This is a genomic window from Enterobacter vonholyi, from assembly GCF_008364555.1.
Lineage (GTDB): Bacteria > Pseudomonadota > Gammaproteobacteria > Enterobacterales > Enterobacteriaceae > Enterobacter > Enterobacter vonholyi.
The window spans coordinates 149,891-167,496 of record NZ_VTUC01000007.1 but is presented as its reverse complement, the minus strand read 5'-3'; the positions used below and the strand labels follow the sequence as shown (position 1 = coordinate 167,496).

Annotated in this window: 12 protein-coding genes and 1 rRNA gene; 10 read left to right on the top strand and 3 right to left on the bottom strand. The window is 55.9% G+C overall.

The annotated features are described in order from the left end of the window. Positions 1–137: 137 nt before the first annotated feature. From rrf to F0319_RS13670, 4 genes are all read left to right on the top strand, one after another. Positions 138–253: ribosomal RNA gene (gene rrf / locus F0319_RS13685) — 5S ribosomal RNA — on the top strand. A 124-nt stretch (positions 254–377) separates the two neighbouring features. Further along, complete coding sequence (gene murB / locus F0319_RS13680) at positions 378–1,406, top strand: UDP-N-acetylmuramate dehydrogenase (RefSeq protein WP_149367191.1); 1,029 nt, start codon at positions 378–380, stop codon at positions 1,404–1,406. Further along, entirely contained in the window at positions 1,403–2,365 is a 963-nt protein-coding gene (gene birA, locus F0319_RS13675; RefSeq protein WP_127732572.1) for a bifunctional biotin--[acetyl-CoA-carboxylase] ligase/biotin operon repressor BirA, read from the top strand. Before murB ends, birA begins: the two co-directional genes overlap by 4 nt. A gap of 16 nt (positions 2,366–2,381) precedes the next feature. After that, complete coding sequence (locus tag F0319_RS13670) at positions 2,382–3,374, top strand: family 8 glycosyl hydrolase (RefSeq protein ID WP_111963693.1); 993 nt, start codon at positions 2,382–2,384, stop codon at positions 3,372–3,374. Positions 3,375–3,428: 54 nt separating this feature from the next. Here the strand turns inward: F0319_RS13670 and bcsG are convergent, their stop codons facing one another. The 3 genes from bcsG to bcsE are packed head-to-tail and all read right to left on the bottom strand — an operon-like array spanning position 3,429 to position 6,854. Next, a complete protein-coding gene (bcsG, locus tag F0319_RS13665; RefSeq protein WP_111963694.1) occupies positions 3,429–5,108 on the bottom strand; it encodes a cellulose biosynthesis protein BcsG in 1,680 nt (559 codons plus the stop codon). Beyond that, positions 5,101–5,298 (bottom strand): cellulose biosynthesis protein BcsF, encoded by a 198-nt coding sequence (bcsF, locus tag F0319_RS13660; RefSeq protein ID WP_024908822.1) that lies wholly within the window; start codon positions 5,296–5,298, stop codon positions 5,101–5,103. Before bcsF ends, bcsG begins: the two co-directional genes overlap by 8 nt. After that, positions 5,292–6,854, bottom strand: coding sequence for a cellulose biosynthesis c-di-GMP-binding protein BcsE (gene bcsE, locus F0319_RS13655; protein ID WP_111963695.1), 1,563 nt, complete (start codon positions 6,852–6,854; stop codon positions 5,292–5,294). The genes bcsF and bcsE overlap by 7 nt, the downstream gene beginning before the upstream one ends. A 175-nt stretch (positions 6,855–7,029) precedes the next feature. Here bcsE and bcsR point away from each other — a divergent pair, with 175 nt between their 5' ends. Genes bcsR through bcsC form a run of 6 tightly spaced genes read left to right on the top strand, consistent with a single transcriptional unit; the run spans position 7,030 to position 17,590 of the window. Then, the gene (bcsR, locus tag F0319_RS13650) at positions 7,030–7,218 is read left to right on the top strand and encodes a cellulose biosynthesis protein BcsR (protein WP_008503237.1); all 189 of its coding nucleotides are present in this window, start codon (positions 7,030–7,032) and stop codon (positions 7,216–7,218) included. An 11-nt stretch (positions 7,219–7,229) separates the two neighbouring features. Continuing rightward, positions 7,230–7,982, top strand: coding sequence for a cellulose biosynthesis protein BcsQ (gene bcsQ / locus F0319_RS13645; RefSeq protein ID WP_111963696.1), 753 nt, complete (start codon positions 7,230–7,232; stop codon positions 7,980–7,982). Then, positions 7,979–10,594: a UDP-forming cellulose synthase catalytic subunit gene (gene bcsA, locus F0319_RS13640; protein ID WP_111963697.1), complete on the top strand. Its 2,616-nt coding sequence runs from the start codon at positions 7,979–7,981 to the stop codon at positions 10,592–10,594. Before bcsQ ends, bcsA begins: the two co-directional genes overlap by 4 nt. Before the next feature lie 10 nt (positions 10,595–10,604). Further along, entirely contained in the window at positions 10,605–13,013 is a 2,409-nt protein-coding gene (gene bcsB, locus F0319_RS13635) for a cellulose biosynthesis cyclic di-GMP-binding regulatory protein BcsB (RefSeq protein WP_149367190.1), read from the top strand. Positions 13,014–13,019: 6 nt separating this feature from the next. Beyond that, positions 13,020–14,126, top strand: a complete 1,107-nt coding sequence (gene bcsZ, locus F0319_RS13630; protein ID WP_149367195.1) for a cellulose synthase complex periplasmic endoglucanase BcsZ — start codon at positions 13,020–13,022, stop codon at positions 14,124–14,126. Continuing rightward, entirely contained in the window at positions 14,108–17,590 is a 3,483-nt protein-coding gene (gene bcsC / locus F0319_RS13625; protein ID WP_149367189.1) for a cellulose synthase complex outer membrane protein BcsC, read from the top strand. Before bcsZ ends, bcsC begins: the two co-directional genes overlap by 19 nt. The last annotated feature ends 16 nt before the right edge of the window (positions 17,591–17,606 follow it).

Sequence of the window (17,606 nt, the reverse complement as noted above, 5' to 3'; positions counted from 1 at the left end):
TCGGGTGTGTAAGCGCAGCGATGCGTTGAGCTAACCGATACTAATGAACCGTGAGGCTTAACCTTACAACGCCGAAGATGTTTTGGCGAAGAGACAGAACAATCAATTTCAGCCTGATACAGATTTAACAGAATTTGCCTGGCGGCTTTAGCGCGGTGGTCCCACCTGACCCCATGCCGAACTCAGAAGTGAAACGCCGTAGCGCCGATGGTAGTGTGGGGTCTCCCCATGTGAGAGTAGGGAACTGCCAGGCATCAAACAAGTGAAGAGGCCATCCGAAAGGATGGCCTTTTTGCGTTTATGCGCTGCACAAACTAATCCCCCAACGCCCTGCTTATACGGTAAACTACCTGCGTTTTTGCATCAGGATAGCGTTTATGAACCACTCCCTTAAGCCCTGGAATACCTTTGGCATTCAACGCAATGCTAATCAAATTGTACGTGCCGATACCGCACATCAGCTGCTGGATGCATGGCAAAGCGCAACAGAAAATAACGAACCCGTACTGATTCTGGGCGAAGGAAGTAATGTCCTGTTTCTCGACGATTTTGCGGGAACGGTGATCGTTAACCGCATCATGGGAATTGATGTTGAAGAGAGTGCCGATAGCTGGCACCTGCACGTGGGGGCCGGAGAAAACTGGCATCATCTGGTGCAATTTACCCTCGAAAAAGGGATGCCGGGCCTGGAAAACCTTGCGCTTATTCCAGGCTGCGCCGGATCCTCACCTATTCAAAACATCGGCGCCTACGGCATCGAACTGAAAAATGTCTGCGAATATGTCGACTGCATCGAACTGGCGACCGGAACGGCTAAGCGTTTAACGGCAGAACAGTGCCGGTTTGGCTATCGTGACAGTATCTTCAAACATGAATATCAGGATCGCTACGTGATTGTCGCCGTGGGGCTGCGTCTGTCGAAGAACTGGCAGCCCGTATTGACCTACGGAGATTTAACGCGTCTCGATCCGGCGACCGTTACCGCACGCGACGTTTTTGACTCAGTTTGCCATATGCGGATGACCAAGCTTCCCGATCCTAAAGTTAACGGAAACGCTGGCAGTTTCTTCAAAAACCCGGTTATCAGCAGCGAAAATGCAAAAATTCTTCTTGAAGGATGGCCAACTGCGCCACATTACCCTCAGGCGGATGGCAGCGTGAAGCTGGCCGCGGGGTGGCTTATCGATCAATGCCAGCTAAAGGGTACTTCATTAGGCGGTGCCGCCGTTCACCAACATCAGGCTCTGGTGCTGATTAACCAATGCGATGCGACCAGTGATGATGTTGTACAGCTGGCTCATTATGTTCGTCAGCGTGTGGGCGAAAAATTCAACGTCTGGCTGGAGCCAGAAGTTCGCTTCATTGGCCGCACAGGTGAAGTCAATGCCGTGGAGACTATCGCGTGAAGGACAATACTATCCCCTTAACCCTGATTAGCATTCTTGCTGACGGTGAGTTTCATTCTGGCGAGCAGCTGGGTGAACAGCTTGGCATGAGCCGTGCTGCTATCAATAAACATATCCAGACGCTTCGCGACTGGGGTGTTGATGTGTTCACGGTTCCCGGAAAAGGTTACAGCCTGCCGGAGCCGATTCAATTGCTGAATGAAGAAGCGATCCGCAGCCAGATTGGACACGGCAATGTTGCTGTGCTGCCGGTGATTGACTCGACGAACCAGTATCTTCTGGATCGGCTGCCTGAGCTGAAATCCGGAGATGCCTGCGTTGCTGAATACCAACAGGCCGGTCGCGGTCGTCGCGGTCGCAAATGGTTTTCGCCATTTGGTGCCAACCTCTATCTGTCCATGTACTGGCGACTCGATCAGGGCCCGGCCGCTGCCATTGGCTTGAGTCTGGTCATCGGCATCGTCATGGCGGAAGTGCTGCACGATCTGGGTGCGGATAAAGTACGTGTTAAATGGCCTAATGACCTGTACCTCAACGATCGTAAACTTGCCGGCATTCTGGTCGAACTGACGGGGAAAACGGGCGATGCGGCGCAAATCGTCATTGGCGCAGGCCTCAATATGGTGATGCGCAATGTACAAAGTGATGTGGTGAATCAGGCCTGGACTAACCTCCAGGAGGCGGGGATCGTCATCGATCGTAATACCCTTGCCGTGCGTATGATTAAAGAGTTGCGTAGCTCACTCACGCTTTTTGAGCAGGAAGGGCTGGCGCCGTTCCTGTCTCGTTGGGAAAAGCTGGATAACTTCATCAATCGCCCGGTGAAATTGCTGATTGGTGATAAAGAGATCTACGGAACTTCCCGCGGTATTGACGCACAGGGCGCGCTGCTCCTGGAACAGGATGGCGCGATTAAACCCTGGGTGGGCGGTGAGATTTCCCTGCGAAGTGCCGAATAACCGGATCGAGTTAATTATGCGAAAACCCGTCTGCGCGACGCTGGCCGTCATGATGAGTGTGCTGTTCTCGCCTCTCTCCCTGGCGGATCAGGCCTGGGAGAGTTACAAGGCCCGCTTTTTCAAACCGGAAGGCCGCATTGTCGATACCGGCAATGGTGGCGTGTCGCATACGGAAGGTCAGGGCTTTGCCATGCTGATGGCAGTTGCCAACGACGATAAAGCCACGTTCGATAAGCTCTGGCAATGGACGGAAAGCCAGCTGAAGAACAAAGAGAATGGTCTCTTTTACTGGCGCTATAACCCCGCAGAGTCCAACCCGGTCGCGGACAAAAACAACGCCGCCGATGGTGACGTGCTGATTGCCTGGGCGCTGCTTAAAGCCGACGCCCGCTGGCATGACAAACGCTACAGCGCCGCATCGGATGCCATTACAAAAGCGCTGGTTGCCCATAGCGTGATCCGCTATGCGGGTTACCGCGTGATGCTGCCCGGCGTCCAGGGATTTAAGCTTGACGGTGAAGTGGTCCTTAATCCTTCCTATTTTGTGTTTCCGGCCTGGCAGGCCTTCGCCGGACGCAGTCATTTGCCGGTCTGGCGTGATTTGATTAAGGATGGTAAACGCCTGCTGGGGAAAATGGGCTCGGGTAAAGCGAATCTGCCCACTGACTGGGTTTCACTGGCATCAGGTGGCAAGCTGACCCCTGCTAAAGGCTGGCCACCACGAATGAGCTATGACGCGATTCGTATTCCGCTGTATGTCGCCTGGTCTGATAAGCAAAGTCCGCTGCTGACGCCGTGGAAGGCCTGGTTCGGTCAGTTCCCCCGGGAACAAACGCCCGCCTGGGTTAACGTCACGACCAACGAATATGCGCCCTATATGATGGAAGGCGGCCTGTTGGCTGTACGCGATTTAACGATGGGGCAGTCTTCCGGCGAACCCGAAATCACCGCTAAAGACGACTACTATTCGGCAAGTCTGAAAATGCTGGTGTGGATTTCAGCGCAATAATAACGCACTGACTATCCCCTCTCCCCAACGGGGAGAGGGTGAGGCGTAGATCAGTTACTGCGGATACGGTACCCAATCTCCGCCGTTCAGGCGAACGTACGGTTTGTTCTGATACTGAATGACAACCGCGTTAGCGTTCTCTGAGACTTCTGCCGTTTGCGGCAGGTTGCTGGTGAGCTGATCCCAGTTCACGCTATCTTCCACAAACAGCTTCCCGTCAACGGCACGGGCAACCAGTTCTGAAATCGCCAGATAGCTGGACGGCTGGGTGATTTCAATCGGGGCGCCCTGATGAGGTGCTTTCATACCAAAGAATTTAATGCCAGCAGGCACGTTGGTAATCGACGGGCTTGGGATATCACGCAGACCTGAAACCTGCATTCTGTCGCCTTTCAGCGCGCCGCCGTGCTCAGGTACCACTACCACCATCACTTTACGGCCTGACTTTTCCAGTTCCGTGAAGAACGCATCCAGCTCGTCAAAGAACTTCTGCGCACGCACTTTATAATCAGCCGTTTTGCTCACGCCCGGGAAATGGTTACCGTCGTGGAGCGGCAGGGTGTTAAAGAACGTCGCGCTGCGTGGATTACTGTCTTTTTCGACGGTCTGCAGCCAGCGCTGCAGGACGGCGGTATCGTCATAGACGGGCGAGCCGTCGAAGCCCAGAAGAGAGACAGGAAGGCCGGTTTGATCCATCAGCGGTGCCTGCATGCCACCCTGTTCGCGTACTTCTTTCAGGAAGTTACCGAACTGGCCGTTATGCCCCAGCATCAGATGCTGCGTAAAGCCCAGTTTTGCGAGGTTATCGAACAGATAACACTGGTTGCCGGCGGGTTGATACAGGTTTTTATGGGATGTCTGACCGCAGCTTGCACGCAGCAGGCGGATTGCTGCCGGGCCGCTGTACGAGGTGGCAGAGTTGAAATCTTTAAACTGAATATCGAAGTGTGACCACAGCGGATGAGACATCAAACCGGCGGCGTCCACGTCGGCCCAGGAGAGAGAGCAGATGTTGATCACCAGCAGTTCAAACGGCTGAGCATCCGCCGGAAGCGCATCCGGGAATTTAGTCTGTCGCTTATCTTCCGCGGTATAGAAACTGGAGAGCCAGGCGTTCAGGTTTGTAGAAGTCGGCGGTGCGGTCTGGGTTGGGATATCGCCCACGACAGGCGTATCGCCTGCCGTTGTGACGGTTGCCGCTGCGCTTCCCCCAGTGGTAGTCACCGTGGTGGTTGGTTGACCGGCAGGCCACAGAGAAAAGTTTGGCCCAGCCAGCGTCAGCACGTTAAGCCAGATCATAATCGCGACGACAAACACCGTGACGCGGATCCACTGTGACAGGAACAGCCAGGCAACCAGCAGCACAAATACCGCACCAATCATCTGCCAGTTAATAAAGCGCTCGGTCAGATCGAGGATATAGCTGGCGCTAAAGCCCGCCACCTGCGAACCCTGGCTCATAATGCTATCCGGCCCCGGTAGCCAGGTATCATGCCAGAACAGCGCAAAGCCTACAGGAATGGCGACCCAGTGACGTAATCGATGCAGCCTGATATTCGGCAGCGGCATCAGCAGGAAGGCCATAAACACCAGGTTGAGAAGGGGATGGAAATTCAGATAGCCTGCCCACAGCAGACCAAACTTCACCAGAAAGTAGAAGTTCCAGCCGGAAAGGCCGCGCCAGTATTGCCAGAGCGGCGAGGGTGACGAAGCGGTATAGGTAGAATTAGTCATGTTTTCGGTCTGCCTTGACGTGTGATGCCCGTGTCAGTGTTCCGGCTGGTTTTACATAGCGAGGTTTTATAAACAGCACTCTGGCCGTATCACGGATACGGCGTATGGAATGGCGCGCATAGTAGCCAAGCGGGAAAAAGATCAGCGCACAGAATATAACCAGTTGAATAATATCGCTGATATTCATGATGATGCGTTCTCCGCGTTGTCTGTTAATAAGCGAAGGGGTTCCGGAACCCGACGCCAGACGTGTCCATCATGTCTGGCATTGAGGATCGGTTTCGCATCGCTCGTGATAGCGAGCGGTTTAGCCCATTGTTCGGGCTGGAGCGCACGCATCTGCACCAGCTCCGCGCTAATCGTATTATCTTCGAACCAAATCATACGGTTCGAGAAAATATCCCCGGTAGGCAGGGGGAAGATATGGTTAAGCGCCGTATCGAGATCGTTAACCCGGCAGAAGGACAAAAATAGCACCAGGCGATTATCGCCAATGGTCATGATGTCCCCTGTACGGTTCGGGCGACATAGGGTGAGAGCCTGTTCAACGCGAATACCCGGTACAGGACGCAGGGCAACCATGACTCCTTTTCCGTCAGCAGGAAGAAGAGTGTTGTTCATCATGTTGCCGACGGCGTCGCAGAAGGTATCCCATTTTTGGTACCCACGCAGCTTCATCGGCTGCGTCATGGAGAGCAGCGTGGAAATATCTTCCGGTACATGGCGGCTAAACTGCTGGCCCTGAACGCTTTCGATAAGCGTCAGGCAGCGTGACAGCGGCGCATTCCATGGGATAACCATATTGGCGCCGCAGCCCAGAAGCAGGCGCTCATCGGTGGCGCGCAGGCTGGTATTGTTTTCGCGCACGATGATTTTTAACGCGCTTCCGCGCTGGCGGCGCAGGGTGTGGATTTGCCGTGCCAGCGTCTCAATCTGGTTATTCTGCATCAGCGAGAAAATAAGGGTCGCCGCCTGGGTTGTGCGGGCTTCATGGAAAAGGGCTTCGTTAGACTCAAAAAGTGTCCAGTTTTCCGACAGGGCGGGTGCCCCCTCTAATACCGCGATATGGCTCAGAATGCGTTTTTCATCACTTCGCGGTTGGACCACGGTTTCTTCCTGCTGTGCAAGGTGCCACTCGCCCTCAATATGTTTCAGGGTAAGTTGTTGCCTGGCACTCACGCCCTTTTCATTACACCAGAATGCAATATCGTAGAGATAGCTACCCACCTGATCGCGAACGCTTGCCAGACCGAACAGGGAGCGATATTCGCCCATTAAAAGTGAGAACAGCTTGTCATTATTACTGCCAGGATTGACTATCAATAGCGTGCAATTTTGAAATTTTGCCCATTTATTGATTTTTTCAAGCCACGGCAACAGTTTTTCAGCAGGGATATTTTGCAGGACGTTATTTGCACATTTAAGAATCACCAAATGGTGATCCGGATCAATAGAGCACTGAACGTCGCGGGACAAAAAGTATAGACTATCGGCTTCCGATGTCATGGAAAATAATCGCACCGTCTGAGGCCCGCGATTGTTTTCCAGCGTGATAATTTTCTTCGGGTCTTCGCCCATGCTAATGACGGCCACGCGGGAATCCTTATCCTGGGCAGCAATTGTCTGGTTAACCAGGCTGATAGCATCTTCATTTCGGTCCGTATTAATCCACCAGACTCCTCCGACTGGCATGTGGCTCAATTCGTCCCATAATGACTGGATGCCAATAGAAAATATGGAGTCCACGGTGTCCCTCTTTTCGTCTAATTTATCTGTATCTCAGTTTACTAGCGAAAGCGTAGAAATAAACCTAACATTGAAATTAAAGAACATCAGATTTAGCATGTAAATGAAATTTGTCAGGGCAGGAAGCCCCGCAACTTCTTTAGCGTGCGATTTTCCTTAAAGGGATGGAAAAAGAATGGATAATAACGAACCTGGAACCCCAGTCGACTCGACTCTGGGTTACACATTCCAAAACGATTTTCTGGCGCTGACGCAGGCCTTTTCTTTACCTGAAATAGATTACACCGATATTTCCCAGCGGGAACAGTTGGCCGCGGCTATTAAACGCTGGCCGTTATTAGCTGAATTCGCCCATCAACAATAAGGGAGCCATTGATGGCCATACTCGGATTACAGGGTGTCCGTGGCGGTGTGGGTACCACATCAGTTACCGCGGCGCTGGCGTGGTCATTACAGCTTTTAGGTGAATCGGTGCTGGTTATTGACGCCTGCGCCGATAATTTGTTGCGTATGTCGTTTAACGTTGACTTTACTCGTGAAGAGGGCTGGGCACGCGCGCTGCTTGATGATAAAGACTGGCAGGATGCGGGGATGCGCTATACCTCCCAGCTCGATCTGCTGCCGTTTGGTCAACTGACCACCACGGAACGCGAAAATGAAGCCGCGTATCAGCGCCTCTTTTCGCAGTTCACGCTGGCGCTGCAGGCCCTGAAAGAAAAGGGGCACTACAAATGGATCCTGCTGGATCTGCCCCACGGCGCCGGTACGCTGACCAGACAGCTTATCGCGCAGTGCGATCACATCCTCTCGATCGTTAACGTTGATGCGAACTGCCATATCCGCCTGCACCAGCAGGGGCTACCTCAGAAGGCTCATATTCTGATTAACGATTTGCGTATTGGCAGCCAGATCCAGGACGATCTCTATCAGGTATGGCTGCAAAGCCAGCGCCGTTTGCTTCCTATTGTCATTCATCGTGATGAGGGAATGGCGGAATGTCTTGCGTCTAAGCAACCGCTCGGCGAATACCGCAGCGATTCACTGGCGGCAGAAGAGATTCTGACGCTGGCTAACTGGTGTCTGCTGAACTTCGCCAACCGGGCGGAGCATGCAGGGAGTGATGTATGAGTCGTCTCGCCAGCTGGTTACTCATCCCGCCGGTCAGTTCGCGTTTGAGTGAACATTACCGGCATTTTCGCCGTCACGGTGCGTCGGCATTTAGCGCCGCGCTCGGCTGTTTCTGGATGATTCTGGCCTGGATGTTTATTCCACTCGAACACCCGCGCTGGCAGCGCATACGTGCCCGCCACAGTGAGCTATATCCGCACATTAATCCCAACCGGCCGCGTCCTTTGGATCCGGCGCGTTATCTCATTCAGGCCATCTGGCTGGTGGTCACATCATCCCGCTCAGAGAAAATAACGCCGTACTGGCGCAGCTTCTCCCGCGTGCAGCAGTTACGTGAGCGCTACCACCAGTGGCTGGACAGACTGCCCAACAGCTTCAGCGATAAGACCAGCCATCTGGATAACCATAAAGAGCTCGGACATCTCCATCCGGGCCTGCGGCGTTTTATCCTCGGCGTGATCGTCGTGTTCTCGCTCATTCTGGCGCTGGTCTGTATTACGCAACCTTTCAACCCTCTGGCGCAGTTCACCTTCCTGATCCTGCTGTGGGGCGTGGCGCTGCTGGTCCGCCGTATTCCGGGGCGCTTCTCGGCGCTGATGCTGATCGTGTTATCGTTGACCGTCTCCTGTCGCTACATCTGGTGGCGTTATACCTCAACCCTGAACTGGGACGACCCGGTCAGTCTGGTATGCGGTCTGGTGCTGCTGTTTGCAGAAACCTACGCCTGGATCGTGCTGGTGCTGGGCTATTTCCAGGTGATTTGGCCGCTCAACCGCCAGCCGGTTCCGCTGCCAAAGGACACGACCCAGTGGCCAACTGTCGATCTCTTCGTGCCGACCTACAACGAAGACCTGAGCGTGGTGAAAAACACGATTTATGCTGCGCTGGGCATCGACTGGCCGAAAGATAAGCTCAAGGTCTGGATCCTGGATGACGGCAACCGTCCGGCGTTCCGCCAGTTCGCAGAGGAGGTCGGCGTCGAATACATCGCCCGTCCGACTCACGAACACGCTAAGGCGGGTAACATCAACAACGCGTTGAAGTATGCCTCCGGGGAGTTTGTCTCGATCTTTGACTGTGACCACGTGCCGACGCGCTCTTTCCTGCAGATGACCATGGGCTGGTTCCTGAAGGAGAAAGAGCTGGCGATGATGCAGACGCCGCACCACTTCTTCTCTCCGGACCCGTTTGAACGTAACCTTGGCCGCTTCCGTAAGACCCCGAACGAAGGCACCCTGTTCTATGGCCTGGTGCAGGACGGGAATGACATGTGGGACGCCACCTTCTTCTGCGGCTCTTGTGCGGTTATCCGCCGTAAACCGCTGGATGAAATTGGCGGTATCGCCGTCGAAACGGTGACTGAAGATGCGCACACCTCTCTGCGCCTGCACCGTCGTGGCTATACCTCTGCCTATATGCGTATTCCTCAGGCAGCCGGTCTGGCAACGGAGTCACTGTCGGCGCACATTGGTCAGCGTATTCGCTGGGCGCGCGGGATGGTGCAGATTTTCCGTCTCGATAACCCTCTGATCGGGAAAGGACTCAAGCTGGCGCAGCGTCTTTGCTACGTCAACGCCATGTTCCACTTTTTGTCCGGCATTCCGCGGCTAATCTTCCTGACCGCGCCGCTGGCGTTCCTGCTTCTTCACGCTTATATCATCTACGCTCCCGCGCTGATGATTGCGCTGTTTGTTCTGCCGCACATGATCCACGCGAGCCTGACGAACTCGAAGATACAGGGTAAATACCGCCACTCCTTCTGGAGTGAAATCTACGAAACGGTGCTGGCCTGGTACATCGCGCCGCCGACGATGGTGGCGCTGATTAATCCGCACAAAGGTAAATTTAACGTCACCGCGAAGGGCGGGCTGGTGGAGGAGGAGTACGTCGACTGGGTGATCTCCCGGCCGTATATCTTCCTGGTGCTGCTGAATATCGTGGGCGTCATTGCGGGTATCTGGCGTTACTTCTACGGCCCGGAAAACGAAATCCTGACCGTCTTCGTCAGTATGGCATGGGTTTTCTACAACCTGATTATCCTCGGCGGCGCGGTGGCGGTGTCGGTGGAAAGCAAACAGGTTCGTCGTGCGCATCGTGTTGAAATCTGCATGCCTGCGGCGATTGCCCGTGAAGATGGCCACCTCTTCTCCTGTACCGTGCATGACTTCTCTGACGGCGGTTTGGGGATCAAAATCAACGGCCAGGCGAAGGTGCTTGAAGGGCAAAAAGTTAACCTGCTGCTTAAGCGCGGTCAGCAGGAGTATGTCTTCCCGACGCAGGTTGTTCGCGTGGCGGGCAATGAAGTCGGTCTGCAGCTGATGCCGTTGACCAAAAAGCAACATATCGATTTTGTGCAGTGTACGTTTGCCCGCGCGGATACGTGGGCTCTCTGGCAGGACAGCTTCCCGGAAGATAAACCTCTGGAAAGCCTGCTGGATATTCTGAAGCTGGGGTTCCGTGGCTATCGTCACCTTGCAGAATTTGCCCCGTCGTCGGTGAAATTAATTTTCCGGTCACTTACTTCGCTGGTTTCCTGGGTCGTGTCGTTCATTCCTCGTCGTCCTGAGCGGGATGAGGCGAAGCAGGCGGACCCGGTTATGGCTCAACAATGATGATAACGCGATGAAAACAAAACTTTCCTGGTTATGTGCAGTGGCAATGGGGATGAATGCGATCCCCGCAACAATGGCTAACGCAGCCCCGGGTAACGCAGCGGCAACGGTACCTGTCGTCGCGCAAGCAACCGATCCGGTTGTCACCGCGGCACCTGGCCAAACAGAAAATATCACGCCGAACCAGCCGACGGAGGGGAACACATTGCCGGCAGACGGCCAGGTCATCGGGCAGGTGATGCCGGGCGTCCGGGGGGCGAATGCGCCCGTCGTTGCGGACAATGCGCCGTCGCGCGACGTGAAGCTGACCTTCGCGCAAATTGCGCCGCCTCCGGGCAGCATGGTGCTGCGCGGCATCAACCCTAACGGCGGCATTGAGTTTGGCATGCGCAGCGATGAGGTCGTCTCTAATGCGGTGCTGAACCTTGAATACACCCCGTCGCCGTCTCTGCTGCCGACGCAGTCTCAGCTGAAGGTCTACCTGAATGACGAGCTGATGGACGTACTGCCGGTCACGAAAGAGCAGCTGGGCAAGAAAACTCAGGCTCAGGTGCCGATCAACCCGCTGTTCATCACCGATTTTAACCGTATTCGCCTGGAGTTTGTCGGTCACTACCGCGATGTCTGCGAAAACCCGGCCAGCAACACGCTGTGGATGGACGTCGGACGTAACTCCTCGCTGCAGATGACCTACCAGTCGCTGGCGCTGAAAAACGATCTCTCCGCATTCCCGGTTCCGTTCTTTGATCCGCGTGATAACCGTCCGCTCACGCTGCCGATGGTGTTTGCCTCGTCCCCGGACGTGACCGAACAGCTGGCGGCCACCATTGTGGCGTCCTGGTTTGGTTCACGCGCTGGCTGGCGTGGACAGAGCTTCCCGGCGATGTATGACAAACTGCCGGACAGAAATGCCATTGTGTTTGCGACCAACGCGAAACGCCCGGCCTTCCTGCGCGATCATCCGGACGTCAAAGCGCCGACCGTTGAGATGATAAGCCACCCGGAAAACCCGTACGTGAAGCTGCTGGTGGTCTTTGGTCGTGATGATAAAGACCTGGTGCAGGCAGCAAAAGCCATTGCTCAGGGTAACGTCCTTTTCCGCGGCAACAGCGTGGTGGTGGATGAGGTCAAACCGCTGCTGGCGCGTAAACCTTATGATGCGCCAAACTGGGTGCGTACCGACCGTGCGGTGACTTTCGGTGAGCTGAAAACCTATGAAGAACAGCTGCAGGCGACGGGGCTTGAGCCAGCGCCGATTAGCCTGTCGCTGAATCTGCCGCCGGATCTGTACCTGCTGCGTACCAACGGCATTGATATCAATCTGAACTACCGCTATACCGCGCCGGCTACCAAAGACAGCTCGCGCATGGATATCAGCCTGAACAACCAGTTCCTGCAATCCTTCAGCCTGCAAAGCACGCAGGATACTAACCGCCTGATGCTTCGCCTGCCGGTGCTACAGGGTCTTCTGGATGGCAAAACGGATGTCTCTATTCCGGCACTGAAGCTTGGCGCGATAAACCAGCTGCGCTTTGACTTCCAGTACATGAACCCAATGCCTGGCGGTTCTGCGGAAAACTGCATCACCTTCCAGCCCGTACAGAACCACGTTGTGATTGGCGATGAGTCGACCATCGACTTCTCGAAGTACTATCACTTCCTGGCGATGCCGGATCTGCGCGCCTTTGCTAACGCGGGCTTCCCGTTCAGCCGCATGGCCGATCTTTCTGAGTCCATCGTAGTAATGCCAAAAGCGCCAACTGAAGGGCAGGTAACGACCCTGCTGGATACCATGGCGACCGTTGGAGGACAGACGGGATTACCGGCGATTAACGTTACGTTGACGGACGATGGCAGCCAGATTCAGAACAAAGACGCTGACATCATGGTGATCGGTACCATTCCGGACAAGCTGAAGGATGACAAACGTATCGATCTGCTGGTGAAAGCGGCTCAGTCCTGGGTTAACACGCCGCTGCGCCAGACCGAGTTCCCGAGCATTATGCCGGATGTGAACGATCGTCAGGCCAGCGCGCAGACGACGGTAACGTCTCAGGGGGCAATGGCCGCGGTGGTGGGCTTCCAGTCACCTTACAACGAACAGCGTAGCGTGGTGGCTCTTCTGGCGGACAGCCCGCGCGGGTATGAACTGCTCAATACGGCCATGAACGACAGCGGTAAACGTGCCGCGATGTTTGGTTCCGTGTCGGTGATCCGTGAATCCGGCGTCAATAGCCTGCGCGTGGGGGATGTGTACTACGTGGGCCATCTGCCATGGTTCGAACGCCTGTGGTATGCGCTGGCTAACCATCCGGTTCTGCTCGCCATCCTGGCTGCGGTTAGCGTGGTCTTGCTGGCATGGGTGCTGTGGCGTCTGCTGCGAATCATCAGCCGTCGTCGTCTGAACCCGGATGAGTAAGATGTGATGAAAGCCTTTCGCTGGTGTGCATTAGCAGCGGTGATGCTGGCGGCGCTACCTCTTCGCGCCGCCTGTACCTGGCCTGCATGGGAGCAGTTTAAAAAGGACTACATCAGCGAGGGCGGGCGTGTCGTTGATCCCAGCGACACGCGCAAAATTACGACCTCGGAAGGGCAAAGCTACGCCCTGTTCTTTGCCCTGGCGGCGAACGATCGCAAATCTTTTGACCAGCTGCTGACGTGGACGCGCGATAATCTTGCCAGCGGCGATCTCAACGACCATCTGCCTGCCTGGCTATGGGGTCAGAAAGATAAAGAGACGTGGGCGGTGATTGATACCAACTCCGCCTCTGACGCCGATGTCTGGATCGCCTGGTCACTGCTCGAAGCGGGTCGACTGTGGAAACATCCGGACTATACCCGCACGGGTAAAGCGCTGCTGAAACGCATTGTCAGCGAGGAAGTGGTGAAAGTCCCGGGGCTCGGCGCAATGCTGCTTCCCGGTAAAGTCGGCTTTGCCGATGAAAACGTATGGCGCTTTAATCCCAGCTATCTTCCTCCGCAGCTAGCGAGTTATTTCACGCGTTTTGGTACCCCGTGGACCACGCTTCGTGAAACCAATCAGCGCCTGCTGCTGGAGAGTGCGCCGAAAGGTTTTTCGCCGGACTGGGTACAGTATCAGAAAAACAAAGGCTGGCGGTTGCAGCAGGATAAATCGCTGGTGGGCGGCTACGACGCCATCCGCGTTTATCTCTGGGTGGGAATGATGAGTGATAAAGACCCTCAGAAAGCCCGGCTGCTGACGCTGTTCCAGCCGATGGCGGCCAAGACAATGAAACGGGGTGTGCCGCCGGAGAAAGTGGATGTGGCGACGGGGAAACGCACCGGGAATGGTCCGGTCGGGTTCTCTGCCGCCATGCTGCCGTTTTTACAACAACGTGATGCCCAGGCGGTTCAGCGCCAGCGCGTTGCAGACCATTTTCCCGATAATAATGCCTATTACAGCTACGTGCTGACTCTCTTTGGGCAAGGATGGGATCAGCATCGTTTTCGCTTCACCGCAAAAGGTGAATTAATACCGGATTGGGGCCAGGAATGCGCAAGTTCACAATAAATCTACTCACTTTATCGCTTGGCCTGGCACTGATGCCGATGGCTGAGGCCGCCAACTCGCCGCAGCAGAAACAGCTGCTGGAACAGGTTCGGCTGGGCGAATCGACACAGCGTGAGGATTTGGTTCGTCAGTCGCTTTATCGTCTTGAGCTGATTGACCCGAACAACCCTGACGTCATTGCCGCACGCTTTCGCTACCTGCTGCGCCAGGGCGATAACGCCGGCGCGCAAAAAGAGCTGGACCGTCTGAAAGGGATCGCGCCTGGCTCGAGCGCGTACCAGTCATCACGCAACACGATGCTGCTTTCCACGCCGGATGGCCGCCAGCAGCTCCAGCAGGCGCGTTTGCTCGCCACCACGGGACACACGCAGGAGGCGATTGCAGCCTATGACAAGCTGTTTGAAGGCAACCCGCCGGGCGGCGACGTGGCGACGGAATACTGGAACGTGGTGGCGAAAGATCCTGCTCGCCGGAATGCAGCCATTAACCAGCTCAAGAAAATAAACAGCAGCAGCCCCGGAAATACCCAGCTGCAGGCGACGCTGTCCCAGCTTCTGTTCCAGAGCGGACGCCGTGACGAAGGCTTTGCGGTATTGCAGGAGATGGCCAAATCCACCAACGGGCGCAGCCAGGCGTCTGATATGTGGTATGACCAAATCAAAGACCAGCCTGCCAGCAGCGCGAGCGTTAGCGCGCTGCAAAAATACCTGAGCGTATTCAGCGACGGTGATAGCGTCGCGGCGGCGCGTGCCCAGCTTGAAGCCCAGCAAAAACAGCTCGCTGACCCTGCATTCCGCGCGAAAGCGGAAGGGCTGGCGGCGGTGGATGCCGGGCAGGGCAGTAAGGCGGTGGCGGAGCTGCAAAAAGCCGTCAGCGCCAACCATGCCGACAGTGAAGCGGTGGGTGCCCTTGGACAGGCTTATTCCCAGAAAGGCGACCGCGCCCGCGCGGTGGCACAGTTTGAAAAGGCAATTGCCCTCGACCCCCAGAGCGATAACCGGGGTAAATGGGACAGTTTGCTGAAGGTTAACCGCTACTGGCTGCTGATCCAGCAGGGCGATGCGGCGCTGAAGGCAAATAACCCGGCGCAGGCGGAGCGTTACTATCAGCAGGCACGCAGTATCGACAATACCGACAGCTATGCTGTGCTGGGGCTGGGCGACGCCGCCGCGGCGCGTAAAGATAACGAGGCGGCGGAGCGTTATTACCGTCAGGCGCTGCGAATGGACAGCGGCAACAGCAATGCGGTCCGCGGTCTGGCCAATATTTACCGCGCGCAGTCCCCGGAGAAGGCCTCGCAGTTTATCCAGTCTCTCTCCGCCAGCCAGCGCAGAAGCATAGATGATATTGAACGTAGCCTGACCAACGAACAGCTCTCCGCCCAGGCCGAGCAGCTTGAAAATCAGGGGAAATACGCTCAGGCGGCAGAGATTCAGCGTCGTCGTCTGGCGCTCTCTCCCGGCGATGTATGGATAACCTATCGTCTCTCGCGCGATCTCTACAGCGCGGGTCAGCGCAGCCAGGCGGATACCCTTATGCGTCAGCTTGCCAGCCAGAAACCGTCCGACCCGGATCAGGTTTATGCTAACGGGCTCTATCTTTCCGGAAACGATCAGGACCGCGCCGCGCTGGCGCATCTGGATACGCTGCCGCGAAGCCAGTGGAACGGCAATATTCAGGAGCTTGCCGACCGTCTGCAAAGTAACCAGGTGCTGGAAACCGCCAACCGTCTGCGCGACAGCGGCAAAGAGCAGGAGGCTGAAAACCTTTTGCGCCAGCAGCCAACCTCCACCCGCATCGACCTGACGCTGGCGGACTGGGCGCAGCAGCGTGGCGATCTGGACTCGGCAAAAACGACGTACAACGCCGTTCTGCAGCGTGAACCGCAGAACGAAGACGCCATCCTCGGCCTGACCGAGATTTATCGCGCTCAGGGTAACAAAGATGCCGCGCGCGCGGAGCTGGCGAAGCTGCCCGCCGCGCAAAACGGTCAGCCGCTGTCGCTCAATATGCAGCGCCGCATCGCGATGGCGCAGGCGGGCCTGGGCGATTCCGCCGCCGCAGAACAGACCTTCAATAAAATTATTCCGCAGGCTAAATCGCAGCCCGGCTCCATGGAAAACGCGCTGGTGCTGCGTGATGCCGCGCGTTTCCAGGCGCAGAACGGGCAGCCTCAGCAGGCGCTGGAAACCTACAAAGACGCGATGGTGTCGTCTGGCATCACCACGACGCGTCCGGTGGATAACGACAGTTTCACCCGTCTGACGCGTAATGATGAAAAAGACGACTGGCTGAAGCGCGGCGTGCGCAGTGATGCCGGTGACTTGTACCGTCAGCAGGATGTTAACGTCACGCTGCAGCACGACTACTGGGGCTCCAGCGGCACGGGCGGCTATTCCGACCTGAAAGCGCACACCACCATGCTCCAGGTGGATGCCCCGCTCTCTGACGGGCGCATGTTCTTCAGAAGCGATCTGGTCAACATGGACGCTGGTTCATTTGATAACAATAACGGGACCTACGATCCTAAATGGGGGACCTGCTACGAAACACCGTGTAGCGGCAATACCCATCAGTCCGACAATGGCGCAAGCGTTGCCGTCGGCTGGCAGAATAAAACCTGGGCGATGGATATTGGCACCACGCCGATGGGCTTTGACGTTGTCGACGTGGTGGGCGGCATCAGCTACAGCAGCGATCTGGGCCCCATCGGCTATACCGTAAACGCCCATCGCCGCCCAATCTCTAGCTCTCTGCTGGCCTTTGCCGGGCAAAAAGATACTAACACCGGCACCACCTGGGGCGGCGTACGTGCCACCGGTGGCGGCGTAAGCATGAGCTATGACAAAGGTGAAGCGAACGGCATCTGGTCGAGCCTGAATGCGGAAACGCTGACGGGTAAAAATGTTGAGGATAACTGGCGCGTCCGCTGGATGACGGGTTACTACTACAAGCTCATTAATAAAAACAATGAACGCCTGACGGTCGGCGTCTCCAATATGCTCTGGCACTACGACAAAGACCTGAGCGGGTATACCCTGGGTCAGGGCGGTTACTACAGTCCGCAGGAGTACGTCTCCTTCGCACTGCCGGTGACCTGGCGTAAACGCACGGAGAACTGGTCCTGGGAGCTGGGTGGCTCGGTCTCCTGGTCTCACTCTAAAACCAAAGACGAACTGCGCTACCCGATTCAGAATCTGATCCCGACCGATGAGCCAGACCGCTATACCGACCGGGGCGTGATGGAAACCGGCAGCAGTTCCTCGGGCACGGGTTATACCGCGCGGGCCATTATCGAACGCCGCGTAACGTCCAACTGGTTTGTAGGCATGGGCGTGGATATTCAGGAGGCGAAAGACTATACCCCAAGCCATGCGCTGATCTATGTGCGCTACTCTGCCGCAGGCTGGCAGGGCGATATGGACTTACCGCCGCAGCCGCTCATCCCTTACGCGGACTGGTAATCGGATTTTCCTTAAT

What these genes read in the sequence shown, in the direction of transcription:
- bcsC (WP_149367189.1), top strand. Translation starts at nt 14,108, where the DNA reads ATGCGCAAGTTCACAATAAATCTACTCACTTTATCGCTTGGCCTGGCA.
- bcsZ (WP_149367195.1), top strand. Translation starts at nt 13,020, where the DNA reads ATGAAAGCCTTTCGCTGGTGTGCATTAGCAGCGGTGATGCTGGCGGCG.
- F0319_RS13670 (WP_111963693.1), top strand. Translation starts at nt 2,382, where the DNA reads ATGCGAAAACCCGTCTGCGCGACGCTGGCCGTCATGATGAGTGTGCTG.
- bcsA (WP_111963697.1), top strand. Translation starts at nt 7,979, where the DNA reads ATGAGTCGTCTCGCCAGCTGGTTACTCATCCCGCCGGTCAGTTCGCGT.
- bcsG (WP_111963694.1), bottom strand. Translation starts at nt 5,108, where the DNA reads ATGACTAATTCTACCTATACCGCTTCGTCACCCTCGCCGCTCTGGCAA.
- bcsB (WP_149367190.1), top strand. Translation starts at nt 10,605, where the DNA reads ATGAAAACAAAACTTTCCTGGTTATGTGCAGTGGCAATGGGGATGAAT.
- bcsR (WP_008503237.1), top strand. Translation starts at nt 7,030, where the DNA reads ATGGATAATAACGAACCTGGAACCCCAGTCGACTCGACTCTGGGTTAC.
- bcsQ (WP_111963696.1), top strand. Translation starts at nt 7,230, where the DNA reads ATGGCCATACTCGGATTACAGGGTGTCCGTGGCGGTGTGGGTACCACA.
- murB (WP_149367191.1), top strand. Translation starts at nt 378, where the DNA reads ATGAACCACTCCCTTAAGCCCTGGAATACCTTTGGCATTCAACGCAAT.